This is a genomic window from Streptomyces fodineus (assembly GCF_001735805.1).
Classification (GTDB): domain Bacteria; phylum Actinomycetota; class Actinomycetes; order Streptomycetales; family Streptomycetaceae; genus Streptomyces; species Streptomyces fodineus.
Genome location: NZ_CP017248.1, coordinates 2,025,371 through 2,039,813 on the forward strand (window position 1 = coordinate 2,025,371; position 14,443 = coordinate 2,039,813).

Genomic DNA, 14,443 nt, shown 5'->3' on the forward strand with positions numbered 1-14,443 from the left:
GTTCTCCGTCTCTTCCTGGTGGTGATCTGTCATGTCCGCACTGCCCCGCCCCGCCATGGGCCCTGGTTCCCGCTACACCGCCCGCGCCGCCACCATGCGCCCACGTCCGGCCCGGCACACCGACGTCGCCGGCTCTCCCGCACCCTCACCGCCCGCGACCTCTGGCTGACACGGATGCTCCACGAACACCGCGTCCTGACCACCCACCAGATCGCCTGCCTCGCCTACACCTCCCTGCGCTCCGCCCAGCGCCGCCTGCGCACCCTGCACCAGCACGCCGTCCTGGACTCCTTCCGCCCCCTGACCCAGACCGGATCCGCCCCCGAGCACTACACCCTCGGCCCCGCCGGCGCCGCCGTCCTCGCCGCCCACGCTGGCTGTGACCTCGCCGCCCTCGGCTGGCGCCCCAGCCACACCGGCCGCATCGCCTACTCCCCCTCCCTCGGCCACGACCTCGGCGTCAACGAACTCCTCACCCACCTCGCCGCCCACAGCCGCACCACCCCCGAAACCGGCCTCCCGCTCTGGCTGTCCGAACGCTCGTGCGCCCGCCGCTGGGGCGACCTCGTCCGACCCGACGCCTACGCGCACTGGCGCGACGGCGAGCACCTACTGCCGTTCTTCCTCGAATACGACACCGGCAGCCAGCCCCTCGCACGCGTCGAGGCCAAACTCACCGGCTACGCCACCTTCACCACGACAGCCGCCACCAGGCCAGCCCTGCTCATCCACACCCGCACCGCCTCCCGCGACCAAGCACTCCGCCGCCGTCTCGCCACCCCCACCCGGGAACTGGGCCTGAACATCGCGACCTCGTCCGCCGACTTCACCACCACCGAGCCCTGGGGCCCCTGGTGGAGCCCACTCGGTCCCGGCGACACCCGCCGCACCACCCTCACCAGCCTCGCCACCCGCTGGCCGGGCATCGGGCCTGCTGCCGAACTGGAACCGACCGACGCCGACACCCCCCTTACCCTCCCCGTGCCCCCACTCCCACCCGCCCCCGAGGCAGGGGCGTGACCTCCCTGCTCGCCAAGACCGCCACAGGCATCGGCTGCGCGGTCATCGCCCTGCCGATGCTGCCCGCCCTCGCCATCGCCGCCCTGCTGGGCGGGCTGTCCTCCGGCGGCAGCGTGGCAGCCTCACCCAGCAAACAGGCCCTGGCCGACATCCCCGCGTACATGCTCGCCCTCTACCAGCGCGCCGCCCCCGAGTGCCCGGGCCTGTCCTGGACGATCCTCGCCGCGATCGGCAAGGTCGAGACCGACCACGCCCGCAACCCCACCATGGTCTCCTCGGCGGGAGCCGTCGGATCGATGCAGTTCCTGCCGTCCACCTTCCGGACATACGCCTACCCTGTGCCGGCGGGTGGCAGGAAGCCGCCGACGCCGTGGGACCCGGTCGACGCTGTCTACGCCGCCGCCCGGCTGCTGTGCGCCAACGGCGCCAAGAACGGCAAAGACCTGCGGCACGCCATCTGGAGCTACAACCACTCCGACGCCTACGTGAACCAGATCCTCAACGTCGCCCACAGATACGGGGACGCAGCCCCCGCCCCAACCGCAGCCGCCGCCAAGGCAACTTCCTTTGCCCGCGCCCAGCTCGGCACCCCCTACGTATGGGGAGGAGACGGCCCATCCGACGGCGGCTTCGACTGCTCCGGCCTCACCCAGGCCGCCTACCATGCCGCCGGCCTCCACATCCCCCGCGTCGCACAAGCCCAGTGCGACGCCGGCCCCCGCCTCCCCAAAGCCACACAACTGCTCCCGGGCGACCTGCTGTTCTTCGGCAACAGCGCCCGCGCCATCACGCACGTCGCCCTCTACACGGGCGCCGGGCAGGCCATCGACGCCCCACACCCCGGAGCCGTCGTACGCCAAGGCCCCGCCCGCACCGACTCCCCCACCTTCCAAGGCGCGACACGGCCCTCGGTGCGAGAAAGCGCTGCCCGGTGAAGCAGATCGCGGCCCGCGAGGCCATCGGTCTGCTGCGCACCATGACCTGGGTCCTGTGCGCGGTCGGACTCCTCGCCCTGGTCTTCACCACCGTCAACGTCACCCGCTTCGCCACCAGCCGCAACGTCCCGCTGGCCATCGCCATCCTCCTCGACCCGATGATCGGCACCGCCCTCGCCGGAGTCCTGTACGTGGACGCACGCCTGGCCTCCTGGGGGATCCGCCCACCTGCCTGGTCGACCGCTCTGCGCTGGAGCGCTGGGTGCACCGCCGCTCTCATGAATTCCTGGGAGAGCCTGTGGCCCGACGGGCAGATCGGCTGGCCCCGCCGAGCCGACCCGGCAGCTGTCCTCCTGCACCTGACCCCGGCCCTGCTCCTGATCGCCCTGACAGAAACGATCGCCGCCTACCGACGGACCATCACCGACCTCATGGAACGAATCGCCACCACCCCTCCGGATCGGCACTCCCCGGCCGCCCTCGGCACGCCGCGATCGGCCCAGGAAACCAGCGCTCCCGATACCGATCGTCCCGATCCACTCACCGCTTCAGGCCCAAGCGACCGAACCAGTCCCTTGCCCGTCGCGATCGGCATCCCCGCCACCACGGGCACCAACCACGAACGGCGCGACACGGGCCACGACACACGCGACCATTCCCTACTTGCGCCCGGTCCCCCACCAACCGACGAAATGGCGGCAGACGCCGACGTGTGGCCACGCGCCCTCGCGCTGCACGAGGCAACTCGCGCCATCACCGGGAAACCGATCAGCGTCTGGCGACTGCGCACCGATCTGCGCATCGGGCCGCGTCGCGCCCAACAGATCCGCGAGCAGCTCCTGGCACGCGATCACAAGCCACCACCGCCCTCCGTTGATTGAACCGGCCGCCTGTCACCCGATCGGTCACAGACCCCGGGCCGATCGGATCCGCTGGAAGGGTGTTCAGTCCCCGCTCGGCCGATCGACACACGCTCGACCCACCGGGCGGATCCAACGGTCGTATGCACCCCTCTGAGCTGGTCCGATGGGGAAGCGACCTGCTCGCTTGACTTCCCGCCGGAGCAGAGCGTCCATGGTCGTGGCCGACGCGCTCGGCGGGCCACGGGGAATCCGTGAACCCGCCTATGCCATGGCCATGTCCGCGCGGGAGACACGCGATGCGCACGCGCCCGGCGAACATCCGCGACCCGCACCCTGCGGTTCCGCCCCCGGCCGGGGACCTCACCCACCCGCCATCAGACGGAACAGAGGCTCCCTCATGTCCGACAACACCACCAACCACACGCCCACGTTGCATGCCGCACCCGACCCCGAACCACTGGCCCAACTAAGCGTCGCCACCGGCGCCGTCTACGCCAAACTCGTCACCCTCACCGACAACGACGGGGCCACAACCGCCGAGCTCGCCCTCGCCGCCGGCCTGGGCCGCTCCACCACCGGCAAGGCCCTGGTCACCCTGGAGGAAAAAGGCCTCGCCATCCGCACCCCCGGCGGTCACGACGGCCCCCGCCGCACCCCCGACCGCTGGCACGCCGCACCCGCCCCCTGGACCAGCAGCAGCGACGGCGCCAGTGCGCAGGACGCCACGCCCACTGACAAGGAACCTTCCACCACCAACACGTCCGAGTCACAAGCCAGCAACACGGACGACGAGAGCGCTCCAGCCGCCGCAACCACAACCGACAGCAAGGAATCGAGCACCGCCGACGAGGCAAGCGCCACCATCGCATCGGTAGCCGACGCACCGCACGACACCTCGCACCAGTACGACAAGCAGCCCGACGAAGGCGTCAAGAACGAAGCCGACGCACACGACACAGGCAGCAACGACGGCCCGGAGCCCGAGGACACACCCGAACTCGCCCGGCAAGCCAACCCCGAACAGCCAGCGACGGCACCGGCACCGGCGACAGCAGCCGCTCACCTGGGCGAAAGGAAGCGGCTCGCGCCCGGAGCGCTCCGCCAGCTGGTCATCGACCATCTGCGGGCACATCCCGACGGGGCATTCACCGCTACCAAGATCAGCCGCGTGATCGAGAAGTCCTCGGGCGCCATCGCCAACGCCTTGGACAAGCTGGTCAAGGAGGGCATCGCCGAGCAGATGAGCGACCGACCGCGCACCTACCGCATGGCGACACCGGTCGGCAACGCGTAGCCAACTGGCAGCAGCGAACCTGGCTGATTCCCAGACGAGTTGGGGACCAGCCAGGTTGGCTCTACTCAGGGCGTCCCGGCGATCGTTCGGCTATCTGGGAGGCACTCGAACTCAGCCAGCTCGATCATCCTGCCAGTCCAGCGATTCCAATGCTCGCGCCAGGCGGACGACGTCTGCATTGTCTCCCCATTGCCTCGTCCGGCAGGCACCAAGGAGAGCCGAGGCGGCCGATCGGACGCCCTTCACCACCGGTTCGACGGGCAACTGCACGCGCCCCTTCTCCCGGTCATCCTCACCTTGCTTCACGACGACCTCTCCAGAAGTCGAACGGCCCACCGTAAAAGGGGCCGTCGTAGAAGCGAATGCAGGCTGAGCGTTCCTTCCCTTCCACAATGGAAGCAAGCACCTCGACGAGATCGCCAGTGAACCTCTTTCATCCTGTGCTGGCGAGTGAAATGGGCTGGTCAGCGGGCGTGGTGACGAGCCAGGGCCCCTCCGTCGTTGGCGTGGTGATTCCACTCAGCACACCGGCGACCGAAGGGGCCCTGTTGGTTCCGTATCCTGCCACGCTCGACGTCCCGCATGAGCTCGTCGAGCATGTTGCCTGGCTCCTGTACGAGCACCGCCGCGCACGCAACACCCGCTGGCGGAAGCTCGGCTGCTTCGACCAGGCACTGCTCACGCTGGTCCACCTGCGCAAGAACGAGACGTTCGCCCAGCTCGGCGCCGGGTTCGCGATATCGCAGGCCACCGCCTGGCGCTACGTGGACGAGGCCCTGGAGGTGCTGGCTTCCTGGGCTCCAGGCCTCCACGAAGCCCTCACCGGCCTCGGTGAGGGCGACCACGTCATCGTTGACGGCACACTGATCCCCACCGACCGCGTCCGCGCCGATCAGCCGTACTACTCGCAGAAACACAAGAAGCACGGCATGAACGTGCAGGTCATCGCCCGCCCGGACGGCACACCCCTGTGGTTCTCCCGCGCGACACCCGGCCGCACACATGACCTGACCTCGGCCCGCGCCCACGGCATCGTCCAGGCCTGCCTGACCCGACAGATCCTGGTGCTGGCAGACCGCGCCTACCAGGGCGCCGGCGCCACCTTCCGCACCCCGTACTACCACCACAGCGAACAGCCCGAGCACTACCAGCAGTTCAACCGCGACCACACTCGACTCCGAGCCCCCGGCGAACGCGCCTTCGCCCGACTCAAGTCCTGGCGCATCATGCGCAGAGCACGCTCCTCCACCCGCCGCGTCAGCCGCACCGTCCAAGCCATCCACGTGCTACTGACCTGCGACTCTTCAGGATGAAAGAGGTTCAGTGTAGCCTTCCTTTGTGATAATTGCTCGCCTCGGTTGACGCGATTCACCAAAGATCAGCCGGAAGATTGTCCCTTATTTTGCTCCGGTAGTCCGCAAGGCGATCGGACTCTTCTTCGATCTGTTCGAGAATTTCGAAGGCATAGGCCGCGGCGTCGATGTTCCGTGCTGAGGCGATCTCCTCGTATAGAGACCATATACCCCCACGGACAACACGCAGACATTCATCCGCCGTGTCGTCCTGCTCGCCATTGACCAAAGCGTGCAGGACGAGCATCAGTTGGCGATGGTGTGCACCGGGCACCCCTCGAACCAAAGCAGCCATGATGATGGATGCCGTCGCAACGGCCGGTTGCGTAAGGTTCGATTGCACGAACGCATGACCGTCTGCCCACCCTTCGCCAGCACGCTCAGGTGGCGGGGCCTCAAGCGAGCGCAGGAAGTCCATCGGGATGTGCTCGCCAGACCTGCCGCAGCCACATCCCATCTCGGACCAGGGGTGTCGGTCAATCTCAACGTCCAGAACGTCCATAGCCACTACACTACCGTCCCCATTTTCCGCCCGGCTCGGGCTCCGCACCGGGAATGAATTGTGACTCATCATAATCATTCTGGCATCTCACGCACACGGGCTTTCGTTTGGTCACCTTCGAGCCATTCTCTCGCTCCACGGTTTTGGCGTTAGTGAAGACAACCTTCGATTTGTCGCCGCCAAACGCCATGCACACGTTTCCTTCAGCACAGTAGCTGTAGCCAGGGAACTTGCCTCCTGAGGAAGCGAGAACAATGTCACCAGCTTCCGTGTTATAGCCGCCGACATACGTTCGCGTACTGTTCTTGCTGGAGTAGTTATCCAGCGCGAACTGGTCAACCATGTCTTCGGCCTTTGCGAGCTGCCCCTCGGGCGTCCAGTTGGGCGGCGCTGGGAAAGTCTGAACAACCGGGCCGCCCTTCTTCGCTCCAGCGCCTCCTCGGATGCTGGGAAGATCGGGAAGGTCGAGGATCAGCCCATCCGACGCACCCCCGCTTCCCAGGCCTCTGAGGGCGTTCCATCCCAGCACCCCGTTGAGACCGCCCGTCAACGCTCCCACCAGAAGGTCGGCGGGGCTCGTGGCCTGGCATTGGGCGGTGTTGATGGCCCAGGTGAAGCCCATGCCAATAGCGGCGTCGGTGACGGTGGCGACGGCGAGGGCTCGTCCGCCCTGGAGGCCTAGCTGGGCGGCGAGGCTGGTGCCGGCTGGTGCGAGGAAGCCTCCGACCGCTCCGGTGACGGCGCCCTCCGTGGTGGCGACGGCGAAGTCGCCCCAGTTGAAGTCGTCCTGGTGGGTGAGGGCGTAGACGCCGCCGCCGACGACTGCTCCGATGGCTGCGCCGATGCACATCGGGCAGTTGCCGCTCGGGTCGGCAAGGTCGGTGGGGTCGTTGTCGGCGTAGTTGTAGGGAGACTGGTTGGGGTTGTCGGCGGCTGCTCCGGCCGGGTCCTGGGTGGTGAAGCGGTGCTGGGTGGTGTCGTAGGAGCGGGCGCGGAGCTGGAGGCGGTCGGGGAGGTACTGGTCGTTGTACTGGCCGGTGTAGCCGTAGGGGCTGGTCTGGCCGCCGGTCTTGGTGGCTTTGCCGGTGGGGGTTCCCCACTCGTTGTAGGTGTAGTGGTAGTTGTCGGCGCCTGCTGCGTCGTAGACGGCGCTGACGGAGTTCTGGCGGTCTTGTGTGAAGTAGTAGGTTCCGGCGGTGCGGTCCATGGAGCGGGCCGTGCCGTCGGGGTCGTAGTGGTAGTCGGCGGTCAGGGCGCCGGAGGTGCCTGTATCGGTGGCTATCTGGGGGAGGGGGTTGTTGATATCCCAGATCGAGGTGCCGACGAGTGTGTTGTTCTTCTTGGCAGTGGTGCGGTTGCCGTCGGCGTCGTTGGTGAAGGCGTAGGTGTTGCTGCCGATGATGGCGGACGTGAGGCGGCTGGCCGCGTCGTAGGCGTAGGTGCCGTGGTTGTCCTTGGTCTGGTTGCCGTCGGCGTCGTAGGTGTAGCCGGTGGTGGTTGTGCCGTTGGCGGTGGAGGTCAGCTCGTCGCCGACGTCGTAGGAGTAGGTGGTGGTGGAGCCGGCGCCGGCCGCGGTCTTGAGGTTGCCGACCTTGTCGTAGGTGTAGGTGGTGCCGGTCGTTCCGGTCAGGCAGGACGCGGCGGAGGTGTCCGTGCAGGTGCGGGTCATGCGGCCTGCGTCGTCGTAGCCGTAGCGGGTGGGGTATCCGGTGCCGGGCTTGTCGGCGATCAGGCGGTCGTTCTCGTCGTAGGTGTAGGTGTTGTTGACGGTGGGCGTGGTCAGCGCGGTGAGGCGGCCGACCGCGTCGTACGTCCGGTTCTCGGTGCGTGCCGTGGTGGTGGGCAGGGTGACCGAGGTGAGGTTGGCCGCCTTGTCGTAGGCGTAGGTGACGGCCTTGCTGTCGGTTGTCTGGGACTTGATCCGGCCGACCTTGTCGTAGGTGTAGCTGGTCGTGCGGCCGTTGGGGTAGGTGCGGGAGTTGAGGGTGCCGTCGGTGTTCCAGCTGTAGCTGAACGGCTTGGTCGCTCCGGGTGAGGTGATGGAAGCGATCTTGTTGTCGTCGTTGTAGGTGAGGGTGCGGCTGCCGGTGGCGTCGGTGACGCCGGTCAGGCGGGCGGCGTCGTCGTAGGAGTAGGACTGCGCCGGTGTGCCGTCGGAGTAGGTGATCTTCGTCGGCAGGTTGCGGGCGTCGATGGTCGTAGTGATCGTCTGGGTGCGCGCGTTGGTGTACGTGGTGCGGTTGCCGTCGAGGTCGTACTCGTACGAGACCGTCTTGCCCAGGGGGTTCTTGACCGATGTCAGCTGGCCTTCGGCGTTGTGGCCGTAGGTAGTGGTGTGGGTGTTGGCGTCGGTGCTGGCGGAGAGGAACCCGGCGGTGTCGTAGGTGAACTTGGTCGTACCGGTGTCCGGTGCGGTGACCTTCGCGAGCCGGTCGAGTTCGTCGTACTCGTAGAGCGTCGCCTTGTTGCGCCCGTCGGCGACCGAGGTGACGTTGTCGACGCCGTCGTAGCCGGTGGTGTCCGTGTGACCGAGCGGGTCGGTGACGGAGGTGGGGTTGCCGGCCGGGTCGTGGTCGTAGGTCCAGGTGTACTTCGCCGGGTCGGCGCTGGTGGCGTTGCCGCGCGGGTCGACGACGGTGTGGAGGTGGCCGTCGTCGTCGTAGCCGTAGGTGGTGCGCTCGGTCTCCGGGGAGGTCTGTGCCGACAGGTGCCCGTCGTCGTCGTATTCGTAGCTGGTGACGTAGCCGTACCAGGTCTTCGACGAGGACAGGTGGTTGTCGGCGTCGTAGGCCAGCGTCGTGCCGTGACCGAGGCCGTCGCTCGTGGTGAGGAGGTTGCCGCTGCGGTCGTAGGTGACTTTACGGGTGTGGTTGAGCGGGTCGGTGACGGACAGCGGGTGGTTGTCCGCGTCCCAGGAGAAGGCGGTGGTCTTCTTCAGCGGGTCGGTGACGGTCTTGCGGTTGCCCGCCTTGTCGTAGCCGATCGCCCAGGTGTACTTCGTGGGGTCGGCTCCGGTGTCGTTGCCCCGCGCGGTGACGATCCGGATCTGGTTGCCGGCCTTGTCGTACTGGTAGGTGACGGTCGCCCCGCGGCGGTTGGTTTCCTTGTTCAGGCGCCCTGCCGGGTCGTATCCCAGGATGGTCTGCTTCTGCGCCGGGTCCGTGATCGTGCTCAGCCGGCCTGCGTCGTCGTGGTCGTAGACGGTTGTGCGCTGGAGCGCGTCGGTGACCGTGTGCAGGTTTCCGACGTCGTCGTAGCCGTAGGAGGTGGTGTGGCCGCGTGCGTCGGTGACCGACTTGATGTGGTCGGAGTCGTAGTAGGTGTAGGTGGTCGTGTACGTCGCCGGGTCGGCGCCGCTGACGTTGCCGCGCGGGTCGACGACCGTGTGCACCCGCTCCGAGGCGTCGTAGGTGTAGGTGGTCTTGTTGCCCTTCGGCGTGGTGACCGACGTGAGGTAGCCGTCCGCGTCATAGCCGTAGCGGGTGGTCTTGCCGCGGGGAGTGGTGACCTTCTCCAGCAGATGGGTGGTCGGGTTGTAGCCGTAGGTTGTCGTCTTGTGCAGGGGGTCCTGGACAGTGGTGAGCTGGTTGAGGTCGTTGTAGCCGAAGGTGGTGGTGTTGGACTCACCGTCCTCGTACGTGGCGACGTTGCCGTTGTCGTCGTAGGTCCAGTACTCGCGCGACGCGTTGCTGACCCGCGAGGTCATCCTGCCCGCGTTGTCGTACGTCCACTTCACCTCGCGGATCTCGGCGTCGATCGCGCTGATGCGGTTGTAGAACTTGTCGTAGCTGTAGTAGCTCTTGTCGCCCAGCGGGTCGATCTGGGTGAACAGGACGTTCTTGTAGTAGACGTCCGTCCAGATGCCCTGGTCCGGGGCGGTGACGTCGACCTGGTCGAAGACGCCGTTCTTGGAGTAGGCGAAGAGGGTCTTGTGGCTCAGCGCGTCCGTCTGCGAGACAACGCGGCCCTGCGCGTCGTACTCGTTGAAGGTGACTCTCTTGTGCAGGGCGTTCGTGATCGTGTTCAGACGGCCGGAGTCGTCGTAGCCGTACGTCTCCGTCTTGCCGTCCAGCGAGGTGACGCCGGTCAGCTGGTCGCCGGTGTAGCTGTAGACGACGCTCCGGCCGTCCGCCAGCGTGACCTTGTTCAGCCGGGCACCCGCGTAGGTGAGGGTGGCCGCGTGTCCAGCAGCGTTCGTGATCGTCGTGGGCTGGTTGCCGGTGTAGGAGAGCGCCAGGCCCCGACCCGTGCGGTCCTTGACCGCCGTCAGCTGCCCAGAGCCGTTGAAACTGTAGGTCGAGTGATCGGCAGTGGTCAGCTTGTAGCCGCTGCCGTCCGAAGCCAGCGTCGAGCGGGCCTCGCCGGGGGTGGCGAACGTGCCGCCCGACTGCTTTGTGTACAGGTGCCGGCTTCCGCCTTCACCGACGAGCAGGGCGTTGCCGTCGGAGTCGAACTGCAGCCGCGTCTCCCACGGAAGCTGCCAGCCCTTCCCCAACGCGCCCACGGTCGAGTTGTCCGAGGAGTACACCCGCCCGACCGTGAACGGCACACCGGGCGCCGCCACCTGGGCATCGGCAAAGGACTCCGTGAACGCGCCCGTCGCCGTGTTCACCGGATCCGCACGCATCACCGTCGTACCGGCCGAACCGCTCGCGTCACCGCACACCGCGCTGCAGGCGGACCCGTCCGGCAACTGCGGCACGATGTCATACGCGTTGTAGGAACCGCAGCTCTCTGTAGCACCGGGGTCGTCGGTGACCGTGGTGCAGGCGTAGATGAAGTAGCGCGGGACCGGCTGGGTGCAGTCCGTGCTCGGCAGCGTGATCGAGGCATTGACGACGGGGAACGTCTTGTCGGTGTTCAGCGTCGGCGCCTGCACCGTCTGACCGAAGTCGAACCACTGGATGTCGTCGCTGTTCAGGCGGCAGCCGTAGGCATCCAGCTCCCAGCGGACCTTGACCGGATGCACCTCGCCGTCCGCGCCCCCGGCCTGCCAGATCGCCGCCGACAACTGCAATGGCTCACCCGGCACCGCAGCACCAATGTGGTTGCCCAGCGCCATCAGCCAACCACCCTGCTGAGCAGCGGCGTTACCGAAGGGATCCGTCGTCACCTGGTACAGCGCGCCACTGGAGTAGGACGACGCAGTCGCCGTAGCAGCCCGGGAGATGAAGGACGCCTGTTGCGCTCTCTTGACGATGGGGGTTCGTGCACCAGAAGGCTTGAGGCGGGCGGCGCGCATCTGGCGCTGATTGTGTCTCAACAGTGCGATCTGCGCGGCCGTCGCCGGCCTGCTCTTCGTCGTCGGCAGCCCATGGGACCTGGTCGGCTTCGCCCGGTCCTTGGTCTCCTCACGGCGCTGCTTCGGCGAGTCAGCCCTCTGCTGGGCGGCGGGCTGCGGCCCGCGGTAGGCATAACCGCTGTCGCCGGCATCGCTGGCAGAGACTCTGATCAACCAGCCACCGCCAGCCACCATCGCCAGCACCAGCGCAACAACCAACACCCGCCACCGCGCAGACAGTGAAGCCAGCATGTCCCCCACCCCGCCCAGATTGCTGGGGATCCGGCCAGCACCCTCTCCCCCACATCTTCACACTGAGCACACGAAACGTCGCTCAGCACACAACAAGAGCAAGATCTTGATGTTCCGGTGGAGTTCTGATCAAGACCGGGAAGAAAAGTTGACTGATTGTCATGCCCGACTCATGCACTGACAAGCCGGGGGAACGCCCGTGCGGCCAGGGCGCTTCGCTGCCGAACCAAGCAAGACAGGCGAACGCTGCACTACGGCATGCGTGGCAAGATCGCACGCACACCCGCGGCACGTCAGTACCCGAAGCCGGATGTACTCATACTCCGGTGATCACCGGTGGCCGCACCCGTTCCCGGACCGGCTCCGACCAGCAGGATCAGGGTCCCGAGCACCAGCTCTGGAGTTGAATCGGCTTATGGACATGTCCTCCCGAGAGATCCGCATGCCGCTCAACGAGGTTGTCGCAGTACTGCAGGACCTGAACGAGTTCGTCGTTTCCCTCGACCGACTCGGATCCCGCCAGGCATCCGGAACCGCCGATGAGTACACCGTCGGCAAATTCATCGCCGACTGGGATGTCGCTCGACGATTGGCCCACGCCCGACGCGTCATCAGCGTCGCGCTAGCTGCACAGCTGAGCGAGGAAGACAACGCCGAGATCGACACCCTGTGCGACCAGGGCCGCTTCTACGGCACGGACAGCCCCGTCAGCACCTCCCCTGACCGGTCCAGCTGAGACGGTAAGCGCATCGAACCGGCCAATCGGGACGCGAATCAGTTCGGCCCGAGACCTGGTACCCGACCAGCGAGATCGCGATCGACAACTGGAGTACCGGGTACGAACCCCGCCCCCCGGTCCGGTCACCTGCCAGTTGCCGTCAGCGACTCCTCACCCCAGACCACGAGAGATGAGTGCACGTACCCGATAACACCTGTGCGCTTGATCGTGACCTTCCCCCACATGCCCTCGCCCTCGGCCCAGCCGTGCGAGACACACGCATCCCCCTCGTAGGCGGTGCCGAGCGCCTTCGCAGACTTGCGGGGCTCTGCGCGCACTGTCGCCGAAGATCCGGTGATGCGGCAGAAGCCCTCCTTGGCGGCCACTGCTACGGCAGAGACATGCACCGGCTCGGCGGCAAGCACGGGAGCCGACATGGCGAGTAGCGGGACGACGAGCATGCTCGTGGTGAACAGCGAGGCGTGACAACGTGGCAACGGACGCTCCTCATCTGTGGCGGCGTCGGCGCCGAAGACTGCTGCGTATCTCGTGCATCCGGCGTTCCCCCTTACTCCATTTGGGCGCATGTTCCCCCGGTTCAGGTGATGTTGCATTGCTTCGCGCCCAAACAGGTCGTTACAGAGGGCGCACGGCGGGGCGTTGACGCCCAGCCCGTCGGCTCCAGACCGTGATGCCCAGCGTCGCGTTGCGCTGGGATGGACCTAAGGAGCATGAGATGACTCCGTCCACTGTCCGCAGTCGTCTGCGTCTCGCCGTCTCCGGACTCCTGGGCCTGGTTGCCTTGTGCGGGGGTCTCGCCCCGGCCGGGGCCCAAGCCCAGAGGCGGGCCGATCCGACGCACTGCAAAATCAAGATCACGGGCAAGACCGTCGCCGTACGCAGGCCACAGGCCAACGCTTCGGTCGCCCGGACCGACTCCCAAGTCGTCCGCTATGTCCACCGGGGCGACGTACTCCGAAACAACTTCTGTCTCATTGCGCTCGGCCGCACCAACAGCGGACCGCTCTACCGCGAGTGCGGAGAAGACGGCTACGACTGATACATCGTCGTCGGCGGACAGGTCCCGGTTACCTGCGCGCAGCGCGTCAGATAGGCGTCACCGGCCCCGTGAAAGCACGCTGCAGAACGGCCCCCGCGTACCAACTGCCGTCGTCCTCTGGTCGACGGTGCCGAGCGCCACGGTGTTCTCCAGAAACATGGCACAGCACTCAGGGGATCGCAGAGACCGAGCTGTTCGGCCAGCAGGTGGGTGCCTGGTCCCGGCGGGTTCGGTGTGGCGGTCATGGCGGGGAGATCTCCCGCAGCGTGCCCAGCGCTCAGGCGAGACAGAGGGCGAGGCTGCGGCCCTGGTCGGGGCCGTCGGCGAATCCTCGGCAGATCGCCGGCGTCTCGGTGCCCAGGGTCGCGTGGCAGACCACGTGTCCCTCGGCTTGCCGCGCTCGGGCGACCATGTTCGCCACCCGGCCCGGCTGCAAGTCCATGAGGTTGCCCGGGTGAAAAATGCGGGTGTCGCAGCGCCGGGCGCATACCCGGACGGTGCCGGTGATCGGGTCGGCGACCTCGTCATACGGCTCCCCGCCCTCGGGTTCGACGCCGTCATCGTCGAGGGGCCCCGCATCGACATCTCACCGTCGTCGCGCGTGGCGTGCCGGTTCAACGTCGTCCTCCGCAGCCCATGTGCCCGCAACCGCCGCAGAAGCCGCCGCTGTTGCACTGTTGCACGGACACGGGCACCGCCCCGGCACCGGGACGTGCGGGGTGGGCGGCGCAGCGTTGTCCGGGTCGGGGGTGGTGCGTCGCGTGGCCGCTGTGAACAGACCGGTGCGAGCCGCGCGGGGCAGCCGGTCGAGAGCCTGGGAGCAGCTTGCCAGGTGCGGGTCCTGCGGTCGGATGGGGATGCGGGTGCAGGCCAGCACCTGTACGGCGGCCTCGGCGACGGCCCAGGCAAGTGGGCGTGCGTCAAGTTCGGCGCGGTCCTCGGCCGGCATGTGGTCCACCGCGCGGGCCAGCAGTTCGGCGAGCGGCGGAGCCTGGCCGTCGTCGGTGGCTTCGAGGAGTGCGTACGCACGGTGGAGAAGCTGGTGCACAAGCTGGAGGCGCTGTGGGGCCTCGGGTGCGGGCATGGGGCGTGGTCCTTCCAGAAGGGGCGGGTCGGTGTCGCGTCCTCGACCCGCCCTGCGGGAGTTGCGAAGAGGAGTACGGCCC

Annotated in this window: 12 protein-coding genes; 7 read left to right on the plus strand and 5 right to left on the minus strand. The window is 67.3% G+C overall.

The genetic code is table 11. The features are described from left to right. The first annotated feature begins 174 nt into the window (after positions 1–174). The 5 genes from BFF78_RS08150 to BFF78_RS08170 all read left to right on the plus strand — a co-directional run bounded on the left by BFF78_RS08150 (position 175) and on the right by BFF78_RS08170 (position 5,425). Positions 175–1,020 carry a replication-relaxation family protein gene (locus BFF78_RS08150; protein ID WP_227025762.1) on the plus strand — a complete coding sequence of 282 codons (846 nt, stop codon included), beginning with the start codon at positions 175–177 and terminating at the stop codon, positions 1,018–1,020. Continuing rightward, on the plus strand, positions 1,017–1,955 hold the full coding sequence (locus BFF78_RS08155) for a C40 family peptidase (RefSeq protein WP_079161209.1): 939 nt from the start codon (positions 1,017–1,019) through the stop codon (positions 1,953–1,955). The genes BFF78_RS08150 and BFF78_RS08155 overlap by 4 nt, the downstream gene beginning before the upstream one ends. Then, positions 1,952–2,836 carry an extensin gene (locus tag BFF78_RS08160; RefSeq protein ID WP_069777665.1) on the plus strand — a complete coding sequence of 295 codons (885 nt, stop codon included), beginning with the start codon at positions 1,952–1,954 and terminating at the stop codon, positions 2,834–2,836. The genes BFF78_RS08155 and BFF78_RS08160 overlap by 4 nt, the downstream gene beginning before the upstream one ends. Positions 2,837–3,215: 379 nt before the next feature. Further along, positions 3,216–4,112: a hypothetical protein gene (locus BFF78_RS08165; RefSeq protein ID WP_069777666.1), complete on the plus strand. Its 897-nt coding sequence runs from the start codon at positions 3,216–3,218 to the stop codon at positions 4,110–4,112. Positions 4,113–4,618: 506 nt separating this feature from the next. Next, positions 4,619–5,425 carry an IS5 family transposase gene (locus BFF78_RS08170; protein ID WP_069777667.1) on the plus strand — a complete coding sequence of 269 codons (807 nt, stop codon included), beginning with the start codon at positions 4,619–4,621 and terminating at the stop codon, positions 5,423–5,425. A 55-nt stretch (positions 5,426–5,480) separates the two neighbouring features. On the opposite strand, the gene BFF78_RS46050 is transcribed toward BFF78_RS08170, so the two are convergent. Both BFF78_RS46050 and BFF78_RS49515 read right to left on the minus strand, forming a co-directional pair. Continuing rightward, entirely contained in the window at positions 5,481–5,966 is a 486-nt protein-coding gene (locus tag BFF78_RS46050) for a hypothetical protein (protein ID WP_159032966.1), read from the minus strand. A gap of 10 nt (positions 5,967–5,976) precedes the next feature. Beyond that, positions 5,977–11,079 carry a DUF6531 domain-containing protein gene (locus BFF78_RS49515; protein WP_159032967.1) on the minus strand — a complete coding sequence of 1,701 codons (5,103 nt, stop codon included), beginning with the start codon at positions 11,077–11,079 and terminating at the stop codon, positions 5,977–5,979. Between the two features lie 835 nt (positions 11,080–11,914). Here BFF78_RS49515 and BFF78_RS08180 point away from each other — a divergent pair. Next, complete coding sequence (locus BFF78_RS08180) at positions 11,915–12,235, plus strand: hypothetical protein (protein ID WP_069777669.1); 321 nt, start codon at positions 11,915–11,917, stop codon at positions 12,233–12,235. A gap of 125 nt (positions 12,236–12,360) precedes the next feature. Here BFF78_RS08180 and BFF78_RS08185 read toward each other — a convergent pair whose 3' ends face one another. After that, positions 12,361–12,714 carry an SH3 domain-containing protein gene (locus BFF78_RS08185; RefSeq protein ID WP_159032968.1) on the minus strand — a complete coding sequence of 118 codons (354 nt, stop codon included), beginning with the start codon at positions 12,712–12,714 and terminating at the stop codon, positions 12,361–12,363. Positions 12,715–12,953: 239 nt separating this feature from the next. On the opposite strand from BFF78_RS08185, the gene BFF78_RS08190 reads away from it, so the two are divergent. Continuing rightward, entirely contained in the window at positions 12,954–13,277 is a 324-nt protein-coding gene (locus BFF78_RS08190; protein ID WP_069777671.1) for a hypothetical protein, read from the plus strand. 277 nt (positions 13,278–13,554) lie between these two features. On the opposite strand, the gene BFF78_RS46055 is transcribed toward BFF78_RS08190, so the two are convergent. Both BFF78_RS46055 and BFF78_RS46060 read right to left on the minus strand, forming a co-directional pair. Then, on the minus strand, positions 13,555–13,719 hold the full coding sequence (locus tag BFF78_RS46055) for a hypothetical protein (RefSeq protein WP_159032969.1): 165 nt from the start codon (positions 13,717–13,719) through the stop codon (positions 13,555–13,557). Positions 13,720–13,863: 144 nt separating this feature from the next. After that, the gene (locus BFF78_RS46060) at positions 13,864–14,361 is read right to left on the minus strand and encodes a hypothetical protein (protein ID WP_069777672.1); all 498 of its coding nucleotides are present in this window, start codon (positions 14,359–14,361) and stop codon (positions 13,864–13,866) included. Positions 14,362–14,443 lie beyond the last annotated feature (82 nt).

What these genes read in the sequence shown, in the direction of transcription:
- BFF78_RS08150 (WP_227025762.1), top strand. Translation starts at nt 175, where the DNA reads ATGCTCCACGAACACCGCGTCCTGACCACCCACCAGATCGCCTGCCTC.
- BFF78_RS08165 (WP_069777666.1), top strand. Translation starts at nt 3,216, where the DNA reads ATGTCCGACAACACCACCAACCACACGCCCACGTTGCATGCCGCACCC.
- BFF78_RS46050 (WP_159032966.1), bottom strand. Translation starts at nt 5,966, where the DNA reads ATGGACGTTCTGGACGTTGAGATTGACCGACACCCCTGGTCCGAGATG.
- BFF78_RS08180 (WP_069777669.1), top strand. Translation starts at nt 11,915, where the DNA reads ATGGACATGTCCTCCCGAGAGATCCGCATGCCGCTCAACGAGGTTGTC.
- BFF78_RS08190 (WP_069777671.1), top strand. Translation starts at nt 12,954, where the DNA reads ATGACTCCGTCCACTGTCCGCAGTCGTCTGCGTCTCGCCGTCTCCGGA.
- BFF78_RS46055 (WP_159032969.1), bottom strand. Translation starts at nt 13,719, where the DNA reads ATGGACTTGCAGCCGGGCCGGGTGGCGAACATGGTCGCCCGAGCGCGG.
- BFF78_RS46060 (WP_069777672.1), bottom strand. Translation starts at nt 14,361, where the DNA reads ATGCCCGCACCCGAGGCCCCACAGCGCCTCCAGCTTGTGCACCAGCTT.